General features: G+C 73.1%; 16 protein-coding genes. 8 read left to right on the top strand and 8 right to left on the bottom strand.

Annotated elements, in window-relative coordinates:
- Nucleotides 1–117: 117 nt before the first annotated feature.
- From ABT245_RS02620 to ABT245_RS02605, 4 genes are all read right to left on the bottom strand, one after another.
- Nucleotides 118–840, bottom strand: a complete 723-nt coding sequence (locus ABT245_RS02620; RefSeq protein ID WP_351727881.1) for a peptidyl-tRNA hydrolase — start codon at nucleotides 838–840, stop codon at nucleotides 118–120.
- 62 nt (nucleotides 841–902) lie between these two features.
- Nucleotides 903–1088 carry a hypothetical protein gene (locus ABT245_RS02615; RefSeq protein ID WP_351727879.1) on the bottom strand — a complete coding sequence of 62 codons (186 nt, stop codon included), beginning with the start codon at nucleotides 1086–1088 and terminating at the stop codon, nucleotides 903–905.
- 18 nt (nucleotides 1089–1106) lie between these two features.
- Entirely contained in the window at nucleotides 1107–1958 is an 852-nt protein-coding gene (locus ABT245_RS02610) for a polysaccharide deacetylase family protein (protein ID WP_351727878.1), read from the bottom strand.
- 254 nt (nucleotides 1959–2212) lie between these two features.
- Nucleotides 2213–3883, bottom strand: a complete 1671-nt coding sequence (locus ABT245_RS02605; RefSeq protein WP_351727877.1) for a purple acid phosphatase family protein — start codon at nucleotides 3881–3883, stop codon at nucleotides 2213–2215.
- Between the two features lie 157 nt (nucleotides 3884–4040).
- Here ABT245_RS02605 and ABT245_RS02600 point away from each other — a divergent pair, with 157 nt between their 5' ends.
- The 3 genes from ABT245_RS02600 to ABT245_RS02590 all read left to right on the top strand — a co-directional run bounded on the left by ABT245_RS02600 (nucleotide 4041) and on the right by ABT245_RS02590 (nucleotide 7322).
- Nucleotides 4041–4511: a MarR family transcriptional regulator gene (locus ABT245_RS02600; protein WP_351727875.1), complete on the top strand. Its 471-nt coding sequence runs from the start codon at nucleotides 4041–4043 to the stop codon at nucleotides 4509–4511.
- Between the two features lie 394 nt (nucleotides 4512–4905).
- On the top strand, nucleotides 4906–6222 hold the full coding sequence (locus ABT245_RS02595) for an MbnB/TglH/ChrH family RiPP precursor modification enzyme (RefSeq protein WP_351727873.1): 1317 nt from the start codon (nucleotides 4906–4908) through the stop codon (nucleotides 6220–6222).
- Nucleotides 6223–6548: 326 nt separating this feature from the next.
- Entirely contained in the window at nucleotides 6549–7322 is a 774-nt protein-coding gene (locus ABT245_RS02590) for a DUF4142 domain-containing protein (RefSeq protein WP_351727872.1), read from the top strand.
- Between the two features lie 147 nt (nucleotides 7323–7469).
- On the opposite strand, the gene hemQ is transcribed toward ABT245_RS02590, so the two are convergent.
- The gene (gene hemQ / locus ABT245_RS02585) at nucleotides 7470–8201 is read right to left on the bottom strand and encodes a hydrogen peroxide-dependent heme synthase (RefSeq protein ID WP_351727870.1); all 732 of its coding nucleotides are present in this window, start codon (nucleotides 8199–8201) and stop codon (nucleotides 7470–7472) included.
- 4 nt (nucleotides 8202–8205) lie between these two features.
- Nucleotides 8206–9672, bottom strand: coding sequence for a protoporphyrinogen oxidase (hemG, locus tag ABT245_RS02580; RefSeq protein WP_351727868.1), 1467 nt, complete (start codon nucleotides 9670–9672; stop codon nucleotides 8206–8208).
- A 160-nt stretch (nucleotides 9673–9832) separates the two neighbouring features.
- Here hemG and ABT245_RS02575 point away from each other — a divergent pair, with 160 nt between their 5' ends.
- Entirely contained in the window at nucleotides 9833–10828 is a 996-nt protein-coding gene (locus ABT245_RS02575) for a DUF4349 domain-containing protein (RefSeq protein WP_351727867.1), read from the top strand.
- A gap of 543 nt (nucleotides 10829–11371) precedes the next feature.
- A complete protein-coding gene (locus tag ABT245_RS02570) occupies nucleotides 11372–12802 on the top strand; it encodes an FAD-dependent oxidoreductase (RefSeq protein ID WP_351727866.1) in 1431 nt (476 codons plus the stop codon).
- Between the two features lie 135 nt (nucleotides 12803–12937).
- Here ABT245_RS02570 and ABT245_RS02565 read toward each other — a convergent pair whose 3' ends face one another.
- Nucleotides 12938–13234: a hypothetical protein gene (locus ABT245_RS02565; protein ID WP_351727865.1), complete on the bottom strand. Its 297-nt coding sequence runs from the start codon at nucleotides 13232–13234 to the stop codon at nucleotides 12938–12940.
- Nucleotides 13235–13326: 92 nt separating this feature from the next.
- Here ABT245_RS02565 and ABT245_RS02560 point away from each other — a divergent pair, with 92 nt between their 5' ends.
- Nucleotides 13327–14151, top strand: a complete 825-nt coding sequence (locus tag ABT245_RS02560; protein ID WP_351727864.1) for a rhomboid family intramembrane serine protease — start codon at nucleotides 13327–13329, stop codon at nucleotides 14149–14151.
- Between the two features lies 1 nt (nucleotide 14152).
- Here the strand turns inward: ABT245_RS02560 and hemE are convergent, their stop codons facing one another.
- Nucleotides 14153–15220: a uroporphyrinogen decarboxylase gene (gene hemE, locus ABT245_RS02555; protein ID WP_351727863.1), complete on the bottom strand. Its 1068-nt coding sequence runs from the start codon at nucleotides 15218–15220 to the stop codon at nucleotides 14153–14155.
- A 131-nt stretch (nucleotides 15221–15351) separates the two neighbouring features.
- Between hemE and ABT245_RS02550 the strand changes: the two genes are divergently transcribed.
- On the top strand, nucleotides 15352–16029 hold the full coding sequence (locus ABT245_RS02550; RefSeq protein WP_351727861.1) for a DUF3000 domain-containing protein: 678 nt from the start codon (nucleotides 15352–15354) through the stop codon (nucleotides 16027–16029).
- A 271-nt stretch (nucleotides 16030–16300) separates the two neighbouring features.
- Nucleotides 16301–16963, top strand: a complete 663-nt coding sequence (locus tag ABT245_RS02545; protein WP_030041211.1) for a response regulator transcription factor — start codon at nucleotides 16301–16303, stop codon at nucleotides 16961–16963.
- Nucleotides 16964–17177: the final 214 nt, after the last annotated feature.

The following is a 17177-nucleotide window of genomic DNA, read 5'->3' as shown; positions in this document are numbered from 1 at the left end:
TCTCGGCCCTCGGGGGCCGGGCTGGGATGCGGTCGGCCCCCGAGGCCGTACGAGTCGGCCCGGGGGCGATCCCGGTGATTCCCCCGGAGACTCACGCGCCCATGCGGCCGTAGCCGGTCACCGTGTGTGGAGGGCGGGGTGATCCGCGACGACCGTGGCGGAGCCGGGGCGGATCTCGGTGAAGCCGGCATCCCGCACCAGGGGCAGTGCGCTGGTGGTGAGCCGGGGCCACTCGGCGGGGTCGGCGGTGCGCACGGCCAGGGGGAAGCCGGCGTCCCGCCAGTCGTCCCGCTCCGCTGCGCCCAGCTCCCACCAGGCGAGCTGGGCGCCGTGCCCGGCCTGGGCCATCGCCTTGCCTGCCGACATGTCCAGGCCCGGGTTCAGCCACAGCACGGGCTGTGCCGGGTCGGGGTCGGCCGGCGGCTCGGGCTCGTCGAGTTCGGTGCCGGACACCTGGAGCCGGGCGAGGTCCTTGGGCCAGCCGTCCAGGGGAACCGGCGGGAAGACCCGTACCTCCGCGGACTTCCCGGTGACGGTGATGCCGGGCAGTGCCTCGGCCCGCCGCCACTCGGCGCCCCGGGCCCGCCGCACCACCTTGCGGATCCGGGCGTCCTGCCAGTCCCGTACGGCCCGCGCCCACTCGCCGTCGCCCAGCGCCCGCTCGTCGGCGAGCAGCATGAGCACGGCCCGGGCGGCGGTCTCCAGCGCGTCGGTGCGGGCGGGCGGCGCTGCCCGCTCGATCCGTACGACGAGCGGCAGCACGAACTGCGGGGCCGCGTCGCGCGGGGAGCGCTCGGCATGGAAGGGGCTGTCACCGGGGGAGTCAGGAACGTCGCTCACGACAGCCCACCTTACGGGTCCGGGCGGCGGTGCCGCCGTGGCCCGGTGGGCTCCGCCATGGGTCACCCCGAGCAGGCGGTGCGCTGCGCCTCCTGCCACTCGCAGACGGGGCACAGCGTGATGCCCCGGTGCGCGGACGGGTACTCGGTCGGCTCGCGGCACAGCACGCACTCCGCGTACGGCGGGCCGCCGGCCGCGGCGGGCCCGTCGGGGCCGGCGGCCGGGCGGGGGTGGTCCTCGTCGGTCATGCCCTCAGGGTAGGCGGGTCAGCGGCGGCTGCCGGTCTGCGAGATCAACGTGGAGACCTTCACGAACTCAAAGCCCCGCTTGCGCAGTTCCGGCACGATCGCGCGCACGACCCGTTCGGTCGTCGGGGCGGCGCTGCGGGTGCAGTGCATGACGACCACCGACCCGGGCTGCACGCCGTCCAGCACCTGCTTGACGACCGCGTCGGCGTCCGTCGCGAACGCGTCCCCGCTGACCACGTCCCACTGCACCGCGGTGACCCCGAGCCCGCTCAGCGCGCGCAGCGCCTGCTGGTCGTAGCAGCCGCCGGGGAAGCGGAAGTACGGCATCGGGTGCGGCACGCCCGCCTCGCGGAGGGAGGTGTACGCCTGCTCCACGTCCGCCCGCATCCGGTCGGCGGCGACGGTCGGCAGGCCGTAGCAGTCGGCGGTGAAGGCGTAGTGGCTGTAGGAGTGGTTGGCGACCTCGAACAGCGGGTCGGTGCCGATGGAACGGGCCTCGGCCGGGTACTGATCGGCCCATCGGCCGGTCATGAACACGGTCGCCGGGACCTTCTGCTCGCGCAGGGTGGCGATCAGGTCGGGGTTGTCGAAGTGCTCGCCCGCGGCGGCGCGCGGCCCCTGGTCGGCGGTCATGTCGGCGTCGAAGGTGAGGGCGACGGTCTTGCCGCGGGTGCGCGAACCGTTCGTGAAGACCGGGGTGAGACCGCCGGGGCCCGGGGTGAGGGTGGGCGGACGCGAAGATGAGGCGGACGGGGCGGCGGACCCCGCCGGGGCCCGGCCCGTGGGGTGCGGGGCCCCGGCGGTGCCACACGCGGCGAGGGCCGCGGCCAGGGAGCAGAGGGCGGTGACTCGGCGTACGTGAGTGAACACCGTATGAAGATATGACTGGAAATGTGGCAATCCGGATGACATGGCTGGCGTGCAGTACCTACGTCACCCGCCCGGCCCCGCACCCCCCACTGCCACCGCACCCCCACTGCCACCGCACCGCTGCCGTGCGAGCGGTCCGCTGCGAGCCCACTCGGAGCAGGTGCCCTGACAGGCGGCACCGCTGGTGCGACCGCCGTACCCGAACGACATCGTGATGCGGGCGCCTGGCGCCGCGGCGTACGTGCTACGCGGGTTCAGCCCTGCTTTCGGACGTCGTTGCGGGGGCGACGCAGGGTGAAGGTGTCGACCGGGTCGATCTGGCCGTAGGGGCCGGTGACGGCGTAATAGGTGACCGCCATGCTCGTACGGCCTCCGGCCGGGGTGCCCGGGTCGACGGAGAAGGCGACGAAGCCGTAGGGGTTGACGCGGTCACGGACCGCCGACCAGGGCGCCGCCTCCGTCACGTACAGGGGCGTCTTCTTGCCGTTCGCCCCGGCGGGTCCGACGCCGGTGATGACGTTGCACTGCGGGGTGTCGAACAGCACGTCCTTGGACGGGATGGAGGTGCCGCCGCCGCCGATGACCAGGTGGACGGTGCCCGCGGTGGTGTCGACGAGGTCGGTGCGGGTGGCCGCCGGATCGGGGGTCATCGTGTCGTTGGGCTGATGGCCGCGGATCGGGTGGGAGCGCTCGTAGTGGTGCTCGTGACCGCAGACGACCACGTCCACTCCGTACCGGTCGAACAACGGGAGCCATTCCTGGCGGATGCCGAGGTCGGCGCCGTTGCCGGGATGGTCCGCGGTGGAGACGACGACCTGGTGCATGACGACGACGATCCAGTCGATGTCGTGGTCGGCCCGGGTGCGGGTCAGTTCCGCCTCCAGCCAGCGCCGCTGGGCCCCGTCGGAGTAACCGCGGACGTAGGAGTCGCCGGCGTCCTGGTAGGCCACATCGTCGTTGGCCAGGCTGATCACCCGCACCGATCCCACGGTGAACGCGTACCACAGACCTTGGGTCTCCGGATCACCGCCGTTGCCCGGCAGCGCGAAGTACGTCTGGTAGGCGGCGAATCCGATCGGCCCGTTGCCCGACTCGTTCTCGTGGTTGCCGGCCGCCGGCATCCACGGCCGGAACCGGGCCGACCGAGTGGTCATGTCGAACCAGTCCGACCAGGTGCGGATGCGGTCGGCGGCCAGATTCGCGTAGCACAGGTCGCCGTTCATGAGGTGGAACAGCGGTGCGACGCGCTCCACCGCCGTGGTCACATCACCCGCGTAGGGCGAGCCGAGATTGTCGTTGAGGTAGGTGAGCTTCGAGGTGATCTTCGACGGCATGGGGCCGTTCAGCTTTCCCACCGTGGGAGTGCCCTGGTCGCCGAAGCTGGTGAAGGTGAACGGCGCCCTGCCGTTCGGGGCCGTCCGGAACGTCCCCGGCTCCGGTGCGGCCCCGTCGTGCACGGCGGCGTAGACATACTCGGTGTCGGGGCGCAGCCGGCTCAGCCAGGCGTGATGCGCATAGATCGTCTGTCCGGACTTCGCGTCCTTGTAGGACGTGGTCCGTGCCGGAACGTCGCGGCCAAGCCCGCCCGCGGGCGTGCCGAGCAGGACACGCGGCCGCCGCACCGGCACCGGCGTCTGCCAGGACACCACCATCTCGTGCGAGGCGTCCGCGCCGAACTGCAGATGCAGGCCGCTCACCGGCGGCATGCCGGAGCCCTCCGGGCGGACCCACAACACCGGTGAGGCGGCGGCCGGCCCAGCGCCGAACAGCCCTCCCCAGCCGGCGCCCGCCGCACCGGCGGCACCGATCAGCCCACGCCGGCTCACCCGGTGGAGCTGCCCCCCTCGGCCGGTCGCCTGCTGCTCACCGGATTCCTCGACCGGCGTGCCGGCCGGCTGCTCTCTGCCTGTGGAAGTCGTCGTCATGCCGGGAACCTCCCATGATCCCCGCTGTGTCCGACACCGGCGAGTCGTGAACAGTGCGCCAATCGCCTCGACTGCGAAGGCAACCGGAGACCAAACCCTGACAACCATTTCGGCACCGGTGATTGCGACGTCCGGCGGCGGACAGCAGGCTGTCGGTGTGAACGAACGGGCGGACGCGGTACGCGAGCTGGATTCCGTGCTGCGGGAGCTGCGGCACGGGCGGTTCGGGCTGTACGGGCCGGTGGTCAGGGAGCGGTTCCTGAGCGGGCTGCCGGGAGAGGTGACGGCGACCGGCTACCGGGTGCTGCGCTTCGTCGAAGCCAGCTCACCGCCGCCGCCCGCCCTGTCCGACATCGCCGACCTGTTGCTGACCGACCGGGCCCGCGCCGTACGCGTCGTCGACCAACTGGTCGAACAGGACCTGGTCCGCCGGGTCCGGGACGTCGTCGACCGGCGCACACGCAGGGTGGAACTGACGGAAACCGGACGCGACTTCCTCACCCGGGCCACCGCTCACCGCTCCCGGCTCCTGGAGGCGGTCCTGCTGGACTGGTCCGACGAGGACCTGGAACGCCTGAGCCACTGCATCGAGCGGCTCAACGAATCCGTCGCACGGCACTCCTGGTAGCTCAGACCGAACCATCCCCCGCCCCGCGGCACAGGCCCCCGGACCGTCGCACCGTGGCCACCGGACCGCGGCACCGTGGTCGCCAGACCGCGGCTCCGTAGTCGCCGCACCGCGGCACCCTGATCGCCGGACCACGGCACCGTAGTCGCCAGACCGTCGCACCGTGGTCGCCGGACCACGGCACCGTGGTCGCCGCACCGCGGCGCAGGCCACCGGACCGTCTCACCGTGGTCGCCAGACCATCGCACCGTGGTCGCCGCACCGCGGCACCGTAGTCGCCGGGAACCTCAAATGTTGCTCTGAAGACGTGGGCGGCGGGATTCGGTGGCGGATGACCGGGCCATACCTCCGTCACGCCACGACGGCGACGAGGAGGCACGGGAGGGGATGCGCGATGCGGCGACTGGGGACGGGGATCGGCTGGCGGCCGGAGATCGCGGACGCCGTGGAACGCATGCCGGGCATCGACTGGGTCGAGGCCGTCGCGGAGAACGTGTGTCCCGGGCATCTGCCCGCGTCGCTGCTGCGGCTGCGCGAACGCGGGGTCACCGTGGTCCCGCACGGGGTCTCGCTCGGTCTCGGCGACGCGGACCGGCCCGACGAGGGCCGGCTCACCGCCCTCGCCGAACGCGCGACGGCACTGGGCTCGCCCCTGGTCACCGAGCACATCGCGTTCGTCCGGGCCGGTGGCCCGCTGACCGCGTCCCCGCGCCTCGAGGCGGGCCATCTGCTGCCCGTGCCGCGCACCCGCGACGCGCTGGACGTGCTGTGCGCGAACGTACGCATCGCGCAGCAGGCCCTGCCGGTGCCGCTCGCCGTGGAGAACATCGCCGCCCTGATCTCCTGGCCCGGCGAGGAGCTGACCGAGGGGCAGTTCCTGTACGAGCTGGCCGACCGCACCGGTGTGCGGCTGCTCATCGACGTGGCGAACCTGCACACCAACCACGTCAACCGCGGCGACGACCCGGCGCGGGCGCTCGCCGAACTGCCGCTTGAGGCCATCGCGTACGTGCATGTCGCGGGCGGATTCCAGCGCGACGGCGTCTGGCACGACAGCCACGCCCACCCCGTCCCGCGGCCCGTCCTCGACATCCTGACCGATCTGGCCTCCCGGGTCACGCCGCCCGGGGTACTGCTGGAGCGCGACGAGAACTTCCCCGAACCCAAGGAACTGGAGCGGGAGTTGGCGGCCATCCGGACGGCCGTGGACGAGGGCTCAGCGAACCACCGCGCCACCGCCTCGCAGCCGACCCCGCGGACGACGACGCTCACGGCGTCGCGGACGGCGGGCGAACCCAACCGGGAGCGGGTCGCGCTCGCCCAGGCGGCGGTGCTGTCCGCGCTGGTCGCCGGGACTCCGCTGCCCGAGGGCTTCGACCGGGTGCGGATGGGCGTGCAGGCGCGGGCGCTCGCCGCGAAGCGGGCGGACGTGGTGGCCAAGGTCGCGCCCGAGCTGCCCCGGATCCTGGGTGCCCGCTACCGTCCGGCGTTCCTCGACTATGCGCAGGGGCAGCCGATGACCGGCGGATACCGCCGGGACGCGCTGGACTTCGTGGCGCATCTGCTGAGCGCGCGGCGCCCCGAGGACGCCGGGGTACGGCGGGAGTTGCGCGTGTGGTGGCTGGAGCGCTCGGGACCGGTGCCACGCTCCCGGCGCCCGGTCGCCCGAGTCGGCCAAGCGGCACGCCGAGTGCTGGCACGACTGGGGTGACACTACGGAGGTGACACGGGGGGTGCCGCGGCGGGCCGGGGGTGGGGGCCCGGAGTGAGGGGTGCCCGCGAGTGTCGGGGCGCCGGGCAGAGGGCGCGGTGCGGGGGCGTGCGGAGTGGGCTGGGTCGTGCGGGGTGGGTGGAGTCGTGCGGGGTGGGTGGAGTCGTGCCCGGGTCAACGGGCGTGCACTGTTGCCCACTTCACTTCCGGTTCGGTGTACTTCGCCCAGGTCTGCCGTAGGACGGCCGGGACGGTCTGCGCAGTAATATGCCAACCCGCACCCACCCGACGCACACCGGCATGCGGTGCCGCAAGCAGGAGGCACCATGCGACCGCGACCCCCGATCAAGGGCAGAGGCATCTTCAGCGGCACCGGGCTCATCATCACGGGCCTGGCCGCGACGCTCGCGGCGCTGGTCTTCCCGGTCTGGTCCTACGCCGACCGCTCAGGGACGACCGGCGAGGATGTGCTGAACGCGCGGACGCAGACCACACCGTACGGCCCGCTGTCCGCGCTCGACCAGGACTTCGTCACCAGGGTCCGGCTGGCCGGGTTGTGGGAACTGCCGGCCGGTGAACTGGCGGAGCGCAAGGGCACCACCGCGGCGGTGCGGACGGCCGGACAGCATCTCGTCGACGGGCACACGACGCTGGACGCGCACGTCCGCCTCGTCGCCTCGCGACTCGGTCTGGCCCTGCCCGACGCGCCCACCGCGCAGCAGCAGGACTGGCTGGCGGAGCTGAACGCCGCGCAGGGCGTGGACTTCGACCGCGCGTTCGCCAACATCCTCAGGCTGGCACACGGCAAGGTGTTCTCGGTCGTCGCCCAGGTCCGGGCGGGCACCCAGAACGCGCTGGTGCGTGATCTCGCCGACGACGCCAACGCCACCGTCCTGGACCACATCAAGGTCCTGGAGGCGACGGGCTACGTCGACTTCGCCGCGCTGGCCCGGGACTTGGCGGCGAGCGGCCCGCCGTCCACGTCCGACACCACGCCGCCGGCGGTCGACGCCGCCTCGGCCATCCCGGTCGCCCCCTCCCCCGCGCCCTCCGCGACGCTCCCGCCGGCCGCCTCCGCACCACCGCCCGACGGTCCCTGATGTGCGGACCGGGCCAGGGGCTGAGCAGGTCCGGCGAAGTCCGCTACGGTCCGGCAGCGCCTCGAAGGGACGCTGTCGGACCACGCGACCGGCCGCGACGGTGCCGCGAACGGCCGACGGCATGTCGCGGCACTTCCAGCGGAGCGCTCAGGCGAGCCCCGCGACCAGTTCGCCGATCTCCTTGCGGCGGCCGGTGAAGAAGGGAACCTCCTCGCGGACGTGCCGGCGGGCCTCAGAGCCGCGCAGATGGCGCATGAGGTCGACGATGCGGTGCAGTTCGTCGGCCTCGAACGCGAGGATCCACTCGTAGTCGCCGAGGGAGAACGAGGCGACCGTGTTGGCGCGCACATCGGGGAAGCCGCGGGCCATCTTGCCGTGGTCGGCGAGCATCCGGCGGCGGTCCTCGTCGGGCAGCAGGTACCAGTCGTAGGAGCGCACGAAGGGGTAGACGCTGACGTAGGCGCGGGGCGTCTCGTCGGCGAGGAACGCCGGGATGTGCGCGCGGTTGAACTCGGCGGGGCGGTGCAGCGCCATGTTGGACCACACCGGCTCCAGCGCGCGGCCCAGCTTCGTGCGGCGGAAGAGGTTGTACGCCTCCTGGAGCTGGTCGCTGGTCTCGGCGTGCCACCAGATCATGAGGTCGGCGTCGGCGCGCAGCCCGGAGACATCGTAGGTGCCGCGGATCGTCACGTCCTTGGCGGCGAGCTGGTCGAACAGCTCCTGGACCTCGTCGGCGTAGCCGGTGCGGTCCTCGGGCAGCGCGTCCTTCAGCCGGAAGACGGACCACAGCGTGTAGCGGATGACCTCGTTGAGGTCCTTGGCCAGCTTGCCCTTGTTGGGGATCCTGCCGGTCTCGGTGGTGGGGGCGTCGTCACTCATGTGCCTATTCTCCCGCTCCGCCGTGCGGGCCGTGCACCGGGTGGGCGGTCGGCTCCGCCCCGGCGGAGCCGGGCGCGAGCAGGTCGCCCGCGAGCCGGTCCACGGCGGCCTCGGCGCTCGCGATGCACGCCGGGATGCCGACGCCGTCGTACTGGGCGCCGCACACGGCGAGGCCCGGGAGCTTGGCGATGTGCTCGCGGATGCGGGCCACGCGCGCGTGGTGGCCGACGGGGTACTGGGGCAGTGCCTCGGTCCAGCGGGTGACCCGGGTCTGCAGGGGCTGTGCGGTCAGGCCGGTTGCCTCGCGCAGATCGTGCCGGGAGACATCGACGAGGTCGGCGTCCTCGCGGCCGAGGATCTCCGTCTCGCCGTACCGCCCGACGGAGGTGCGCAGCACGATCAACTCCGGGTCCTCCTCGGCGATCCAGCCCCACTTCCGGGAGGCGAAGGTGGACGCCTTGATGGTGTGCCCGTCGACGGGGGGCACGAGGAAGCCGCTGCCCTCGGGCAGGGTGACGGCGTCCCGCCGGTAGGCGAGGGTGACCAGGGCCATGGAGGCGTATTCGACGGCCCGCAGTTCGGCGGCGGCGCCGGGGGACTCGGCGGCCAGCAGGCCGGCGGCGACGGGCGCGGGCACCGCGACCACCACGGCGTCCGCGTGCCACACCCGGTCGGCGGCGACCACCCGCCAGCCGCCCGCCGCCTCCCGGCGCAGCTCCGTCACCGGTGCCGACGTGAGGACGGTGCCGCCGCGGGCCCGTACGGCCTCGGCGACCGCGAGCGGCAGCCTGCCCACCCCGCCCTCGATGCCCTGGAAGACCGGGCCGGGCCGTGGGGCCGAGGCGGCCCGCGCCTGGAGGTCGCGGACCGCCTCGGTGAGGGAGTCGTGGGTCTGTAGGGCCTGGAACAGCTGGGGGACGGCCGCGCGCATCGAGATGCGGTACGCGTCGCCCGCGTACACCCCGCCGAGCAGGGGCTCGACGAGGCGGTCGACGACCTCGCGGCCGAGTCGCGCCGCCACATACTCCCCGACCGCCACGTCGTCGGCGGTCTCGGTGCGCGGCAGGCCGGCCTCGTGGTCGATGCGCGCGAGGCTTTCCTCGGAGACCACGCCGGCCAGCGCGGACGCCGTGCCGGGCACGCCCATCACATGGCCCTTGGGCATGGGGCGCAGCGCGCCGCGGGTCCAGATGGAGGCGGTCGTGGTGGCCGGGGTACGCAGCCGGTCCGCGAGGCCCACCTCGCGCGCGAGGGTCACCGCCTCCGGCCGGCGGGCGAGCATCGACTCGGCGCCCAGGTCCACCCGCACGCCCGCGATCTCGCCGGGCAGCAGCTTGCCGCCGACCCGCTCCGCCGACTCCAGCAAGGTCACCCGCGCCCCGCGGTCCAGCAGCCGGTGCGCTGCCGCAAGTCCCGCGATCCCGGCTCCGATGACGACGACATGGCCCGTGTCCGTACCCGATCCGTTCATGACCCCACCCTCTCAGACGCCACTGACAGCCCGACCGGAGCCTCGTGTCCGGCCCGCGTCGTGACCGTGACCTCATCGGGACCGTGCCCCGCCAACGTCCCGCCCGGGTGCGGCGTCGAAGGAGCGTCAGTCGTCATGAACCCTTGGGGGGAACTGCCACATGCGCACATCACGCTCCGTACGCCCCGTGCCCGTCCTGGCCGGGATCCTGCTGGCCGCCACCGTCACGCTGACCGGCTGCGGTGCCTCCGACACCGCGAGCAGCGGCGACGACAAGGCCGCCGCGAAGAGCGAGGCCCAGCGGGGCGCGGCCGCGAGCGCCGGTTCCAACGCGGTCGGCAAGGCGGCCCGGCCGGATACCGCCGAGACGGCCCCGAAGGGGCCGCGGGTCACCGCCGAGCACATCATCCGCACCGCCTCCCTGACGGTGCGGGTCGCGGACGTGCCCGAGGCACTGGACGAGGCCCGCACCGCCGCCGAGGGCGCGGGCGGCTTCGTCGGCCGGGAGAGCACCAGTCGGGACGCGGCGGGCCATGAGCGCACCCGAGTGGTCCTGCGCGTGCCCACCGGCGCGTACGACCAGGTCCTCACCGACCTCCAGGGCACGGGCAGGCTGATCTCGCGCACCGCGCGGGCCGAGGACGTCACCGACCAGATCGTGGACGTGGACAGCCGTATCGCCTCCCAGCGGGCCAGCGTGGCCCGGATCCGCGAGCTGATGGACCGGGCCGGCCGGCTCAGCGACGTGGTCACCCTGGAACGGGAGTTGAGCAGCCGCGAGGCCGACCTGGAGGCGCTGCTCGCCCAGCAGGCGTCCCTGAAGGACCGCACGAGCCTCGCGACGATCACGCTGACGCTGACCGAGGCGCCGGAGAAGAAGACGGCGAAGGACGACAGCCCCGGATTCCTGGACGCCGTGTCCGGCGGCTGGGACGTCTTCGTCACCATGCTGCGCTGGATCGCCCTGGCCCTGGGCGCGGTGCTGCCCTTCGCGGCACTGGCGGTGCTGCTCGTGCTGGGGTGGCTGCGGCTTCTGCGTCACCGGCTGCCGCACCGCGCAACGCCCGCACCGGCCACGACCACCGTGGGCTCGCAGCCCCAGGCCGACCCGTCCTCGGGGTCCACGGGCGACGAAAGGCCCGACATCGAGAACTGAGCAAGGACCGCAACGGGCCGCGCGAGGACCGGGCGCGACCCGCGCGAGGACCGGGCGCGGGGCGGGCACGGGCCGGGCGAGGACCGGGCTGGCGTGGGGCGGGCGGGCGAGGACCGGGCGAGGACCAGGCGGGGGCCGGTCGCGCAAGGCCGCGCGAGGACCGGACGAGGGTCGGCCACGCAAAGGCCGCACGACGACCAGGCGACCCAAGCGGCGGCCAGGCACGCGAGGCCGCGTGCAGGCCGGGCAGGGGCCGACCGCGCGAAAACCTGGCGGGGCCGGGCTGGGACCAGGCGTGGCCCGACCGCGCGCAAGGCCGTGCATGACCGCGCGAGGACCAGGAGGGCCGGCCGCGCAAGGCCGCGTGTGAGCCGGCCGCGCGAGGGCCAGGCGCCCCAGGCGGGGGCCAGGCACGCGAGGCCGGGTGAGGGCCAGGCAGAGGCCGGCCGGGCGAGGCCCCGGCGAGGACCGCACGCGAGACCCAGGCAGGGGCCGGGCGGGGCCGGGCGGGAATGAGATGCCCCGTGGTCGTAGCGTGTTCGCATGGGTATGAGCGGTGCGCGGGGTGGGACGGAACGGCTCGTCGTGATCGGCGGCGATGCCGCGGGGATGTCCGCGGCGTCGCAGGCCCGGCGGCTGCGGGGGCCCGACGAGCTGGAGATCGTGGCGTTCGAACGCGGCCACTTCGCGTCCTACTCGGCGTGCGGCATCCCGTACTGGGTGGGCGGCGACGTCCCCGAACGCGATCAGCTGATCGCCCGCTCCCCGCGGGAGCACCGCGCGCGGGACATCGACCTGCGCATCCGCACCGAGGTCACGGAGATCGACATGGCCCGGCAACGGGTACGCGCGCGTGACGTCGATTCCGGTGCCGAGTCCTGGACGTCGTACGACAAGCTGGTGATCGCGACCGGAGCCCGGCCCGTGCGTCCCGAACTGCCGGGGATCGACGCTCCCGGCGTGCACGGCGTGCAGACCCTGGACGACGGCCAGGCCCTGTTGGACACGCTGGCGCACACCGACGGCCGCCGCGCGGTCGTCGTCGGCGCGGGCTACATCGGTGTGGAGATGGCCGAAGCGCTCATCAACCGTGGCTACGAGGTGACGGTCGTCAACCGCGGCGCGGAGCCCATGGCCACGCTCGACCCGGACATGGGCCGGCTGGTGCACCGGGCCATGGAGGGCCTGGGCATCACCATGGTCAACGACGCGCCCGTCACCAAGCTGCTCACGGGTGACGACGGCCGGGTGCGGTCGGTGGCGACGGAGGACGCCGAGTTCCCTGCCGACGTGGTCGTTTTCGGGATCGGGGTGCGCCCCGAGACGGCGCTCGCCCGGGCGGCGGGGCTGCCGCTCGGCCGCCACGGCGGGCTGCTCACCGATCTGGCGATGCGCGTCCGGGGCCAGCAGAACATCTGGTCCGGCGGCGACTGTGTCGAGGTGCTCGACCTGGTCTCCGGCCAGGAGCGGCACATCGCTCTCGGCACCCACGCCAACAAGCACGGCCAGGTCATCGGCACCAACGTAGGCGGCGGTTACGCCACTTTCCCGGGCGTGGTCGGTACGGCGGTGAGCAAGGTCTGCGACCTGGAGATCGCCCGTACCGGGCTGCGCGAGAAGGACGCGCGCCGGGTGGGCCTGCGGTTCGAGACGGTCACCATCGAGTCGACCAGCCGGGCCGGCTACTACCCCGGTGCCTCCCCCATGACGGTGAAGATGCTCGCCGAGCGCGGCACGGGCCGTCTCCTCGGTGTGCAGATCGTGGGCAGGGAGGGCGCGGCCAAGCGCGTGGACGTCGCCGCGGTGGCGCTGACCGCGCGGATGACGGTCGAGGAGATGACGGCCCTGGACCTGGGCTACGCGCCCCCGTTCTCACCGGTGTGGGACCCGGTCCTGGTAGCGGCACGCAAGGCGGCGACCAAGGTACGCGGAACCACCCCCGCCCCTCAGGCGCCCGGCCCGTCCCGCCGCTGAACCCCCACGCCCTGCGGCCCGGACGAGACAGACGGCCTCAGCGAGAACCACCGCACCCGCGCACCACAGCCGCCACCATCGGCAATGACGCGCAAGGCGCCGACCACCGTGCGGAGAACCACCCCAGCCCGGCTGCTAGGCCGTCCCGCTGATGCGTGGCAGGGACGCCACGGACGCACTCGACGTCATGGCCTGGGGCTGTTCCGCGGCGGGCTTCGCGTGGGAGGCGGTCGCGCGGGCGGATCGCAGACGGTGGCTGACCGCCTCGTCGAGGGTCACCGGCCGCTGCATCTGCGCGGCGAGCCGCCCGGCCTCCTGGCCGAGCCGGGCGACGTCCTCCCAGGGGAGCCGCACCACGAGGGAGATCTCCGCTTCGCCGTCCGGCAGGGCCTGCATCGCGGGGAATGTCTGGGGGGTGACTCGGTCGTTCATCGCCTGGTCCTCACGTCGGTTGCACAGGGATACGCGGCCGCGCCCGGCGGCGTTCACCGATTCGCCCGCCGCGTCGCGGGCAGTACTCCTGTGTGGTCATCCCCGTCCATGACGTGAACCCGGTGCGCGGCACTGCCTGGGTGACGTACGCGCTGATCGCCGCGAATTTCGTCGTCTTCCTGCGCACGCCCGGCACAGCCGGTTCCGTGGCCGGCGGCGGCGATCTGGCGCAGCTGTGTCATCTGCAGGCGTTCATGGACCACTACGCGGCGGTGCCCCGAGAGCTGATCCACCATCAGTTGCCGCGGCTGGTACCGACCGGCGCGGTGGGCGTCGGCCCGCAGGGGCCGGGCTGTGTGGTGGCCCCGCCGGGCTACGACAAGTCGCCGCCGCTGTCGGTCTTCACGGCGATGTTCGTGCACGGCGGCTGGCTGCATCTGCTGGGCAACATGCTGTTCCTGCTGATCTTCGGCAACAACGTCGAGGACCGGATGGGCCACGTCCGGTACTTCGTCTTCTACGTAGTCTGCGGCTATGCGGCCGGGTACGGCTTCGCGCTGCTCAACGCCTCCTCGGACGAACCGCTGATCGGCGCGTCCGGGGCGATCGCCGGTGTCCTCGGCGCCTATCTGGTGCTGTATCCGAAGGCCAGGGTCTGGGTCCTCGTGCCGTTCCTGATCTTCCTGCCGCTCAGGCTGCCGGCCTGGCTGGTGCTGGGCTTCTGGTTCGTGCTCCAGGCGGTGTACTCGTCCGGCCTCGGCGTCTTCGGCGCCGGAACGGTGGCGTACGCGGCGCACATCGTCGGCTTCGTCGTCGGCATGCTGTTCGCGCTGCCGCTGCGGCCGGGTACCCCGCCTCCGCCGGAGCCGCCCCGGCTGCTGTTCGGCAGGCAGGCCCGGCCCTGGCAGACGTGGTGAGTCAGCGGGCGGTGCGTGTGTGCACGTACTCCACGAGCCGGGTCAGCGCGTCCGGGTCGGTGTCGGGCGGCACGCCGTGGCCGAGGTTGAAGACGTGGCCCTCCAGCCCGGCCGCCGCGTCCAGCACCTCGCGGGTCTTCGCCTCGACGACCTCCTCGCCGGCGAAGAGGACCGTCGGGTCGAGGTTGCCCTGGAGCGCCTTGCCGGGGCCGACGCGGCGGGCCGCCTCGTCGAGCGGGACACGCCAGTCGACGCCGACGACGTCCGCGCCGGCCTCACCCATGAGCTTCAGCAACTCGCCGGTGCCGACGCCGAAGTGGATGCGCGGGACGCCGTATCCGGCGACGGCGCGGAACACCTTGGCTGAGGCGGGCAGCACCGAGCGCCGGTAGTCGGCGGGGGCGAGCGCGCCGGCCCAGGAGTCGAACAGCTGCACCGCGGAGGCGCCCGCCTCGATCTGCACCTTCAAGAAGGCGGCCGTGATGTCGGCGAGGCGGTCGAGCAGGTCGGCCCACAGTTCGGGGTCGCCGTACATCATCGCCTTCGCGTTCTGGTACGTCCGCGACGGGCCGCCCTCGACGAGATAGCTGGCCAGGGTGAACGGGGCGCCGGCGAAGCCGATGAGCGGGGTCGGTCCGAGTTCGCGGGTGAGCAGGCCGATGGCCTCGGTGACGTAGGTGACGTCCTCGGGGGTGAGGTCGCGCAGCCGGTCGAGGTCGGCCCGGGTGCGCACGGGACGCTCGACGACCGGGCCGACGCCGGGCTTGATGTCGAGGTCGACGCCGATGGCCTTCAGCGGGACGACGATGTCGCTGTAGTAGACCGCCGCGTCCACGTGGTGCCGGCGCACCGGCTGGAGCGTGATCTCGGTGACCAGTTCGGGGCGGGTGCAGGACTCCAGCATCGGGATGCCCTCGCGCACCTTGTGGTACTCGGGCAGGGAGCGGCCGGCCTGGCGCATGAACCACACGGGGGTGTGCGGCACGGGTTCGCGTCGGCACGCCTTGAGGAAGGCGCTGTCGTACGTGGCTGTCGGCTGCTGGCCCGTGGGGCTTGCGTTGGCACTCACGACGGAAAGTCTCGCATGGCGCGGAACACGGCCGGACCAGGCCCTCCACCAGGGGCGGCGGCGCCCTGGGGCGCGTCCTTAGGTGGTGTCTCTCCCTGCGCGAGGCGCCCGTTCCCCTTACTCTTCCCCGCATGGCTGCGGCTCAAGGACGACTGTCGGACGGCGCTGGTGGGATGGACGAGGGGAAGGGGGCCAGGGAGACGGACCGGGATACGGACAGTTCGGCTCCGCCGGCTTTCCGGGCCGCGGTCGAGGCGCTGCGGACCGCGCGGCTGCGACCGCAGATCGAGGTGGATCCGACGCCCGCGCCCCAGCGGCTCGCTCCCTTCGCGTACGCCCTGGAGGCGGCGGTCGTCGACGGCGACCAGGATCTGGCCGACGGGCGGCTGATCATGCTGCACGACCCGGCCGGCCACGATGCCTGGCGCGGTGCCTTCCGGCTGGTGACGCTGGTGCGCGCGGAGCTGGAGCCGGAGATGGCGGCCGATCCGCTGCTGCCGGAGGTGTGCTGGTCGTGGCTGACCGGTGCGCTCCAGGCGCGCGGGTTGTCGTGCGGCGAGGCGAGCGGCACCGTGACCCGCGCGGGCTCGCACTACTTCGGCGGTCTTTCCCCGCGTCCGCCCGCCTCACAGATCGAGATCCGGGCCTCCTGGACGCCCCGGGAGGGGCTGGGCGGGGTGCCGGACACGGCGGCCCATCTGGCCTCCTGGTGCGATCTGCTGGCGCAGGTCGCGGGGCTGCCGCCGGCCGCCCCGGGGGACGCGTCGGTGGTGACCCTGCCGCAGCGCAGGGACCCGCAGTCCCGCTGACGGCCCCGGTCACCGAAGACGGTCACCCTCCCATTGACCATCTCTTTGTCGATACGGCCACTTTCGATCCTGGAAGCGAACCCGCTCGAACCGACTCGATCTTCGGCTGATCGATCGCGCGTCCGAATTGCACGGAATGTTCTCACCAGATCGTGATCATTCTCTAAAGCCGAACGGGTTTGGTGCCGAAGACGACTGTGACCTTGAAAGCACGGTTCGTCCCGGCTTCACCCCCCACGAGCCGGCCCCGTCCCGCACCCCAGGAGGCCTGGTGTCCGTTCTCCTTGAGCAACCCGCAAGCCTGGTCGCCTACCGCCCGAACAAGCCGACCGCCATGGTGGTCGTGGCCGACCCGCGCGTCCGTTCCACCGTCACCCGCCATCTGTGGGCGCTCGGTGTGCGCGATGTCATCGAGGCCTCGTCCGTCGCGGAGGCTCGTCCCCGCATCGGCAACCCCCGCGACATCTGCGTCGCCGACGTCCATCTGCCGGACGGTTCCGGCCTCACCCTACTGTCCGAGACCCGAGCCGCGGGCTGGCCCAACGGCCTTGCGCTGTCCGCCGCCGACGACATCGGCGCCGTGCGCAACGCACTGGCCGGCGGTGTCAAGGGCTACGTCGTCACCGGCACCCGGACCAACATCGGGCTCCCCACCCGACCGGGCGCCGCCCCCATCGGCGCGGCCGCCGCCCGTATGCACCGCCGCCCCCCGGGCGCCCCGAGCCACCCGGGCGGCTACCGCGAACTGTCCGGCCGCGAGGTCGAGGTGCTACGGCTGGTCGCCGAGGGCCAGTCGAACAAGGCGATCGGCGTCTCGATGGGCCTGTCCGCACTGACCGTCAAGAGCCATCTCGCCCGTATCGCCCGCAAGTTGGGCACCGGTGACCGGGCCGGCATGGTCGCCGTGGCCCTGCGCACCGGCATCATCCACTGAGCCCGCCGGCGACGGCCGGATCCGTACCCCGGCCCCGCACCCGTGTGCGCGGGACCGGCGACCGTTCCCCGGCGGTGTCCCCCGCCGATCGTGTCCTTGGCTTCCTACCGACCTGACTTGTTTACGACCCCCCGGCGCCCGTCGACGGAACGTTCCGCGGGGGGCGCGCCCCCCAAGCCAAGAAAACACCGAAAAAAAACAGAGCCCCCCACCA

This window comes from Streptomyces sp. NPDC001508, from assembly GCF_040298665.1.
Taxonomy (GTDB): domain Bacteria; phylum Actinomycetota; class Actinomycetes; order Streptomycetales; family Streptomycetaceae; genus Streptomyces.
This window is presented reverse-complemented; position numbering and strand designations above follow the sequence as displayed.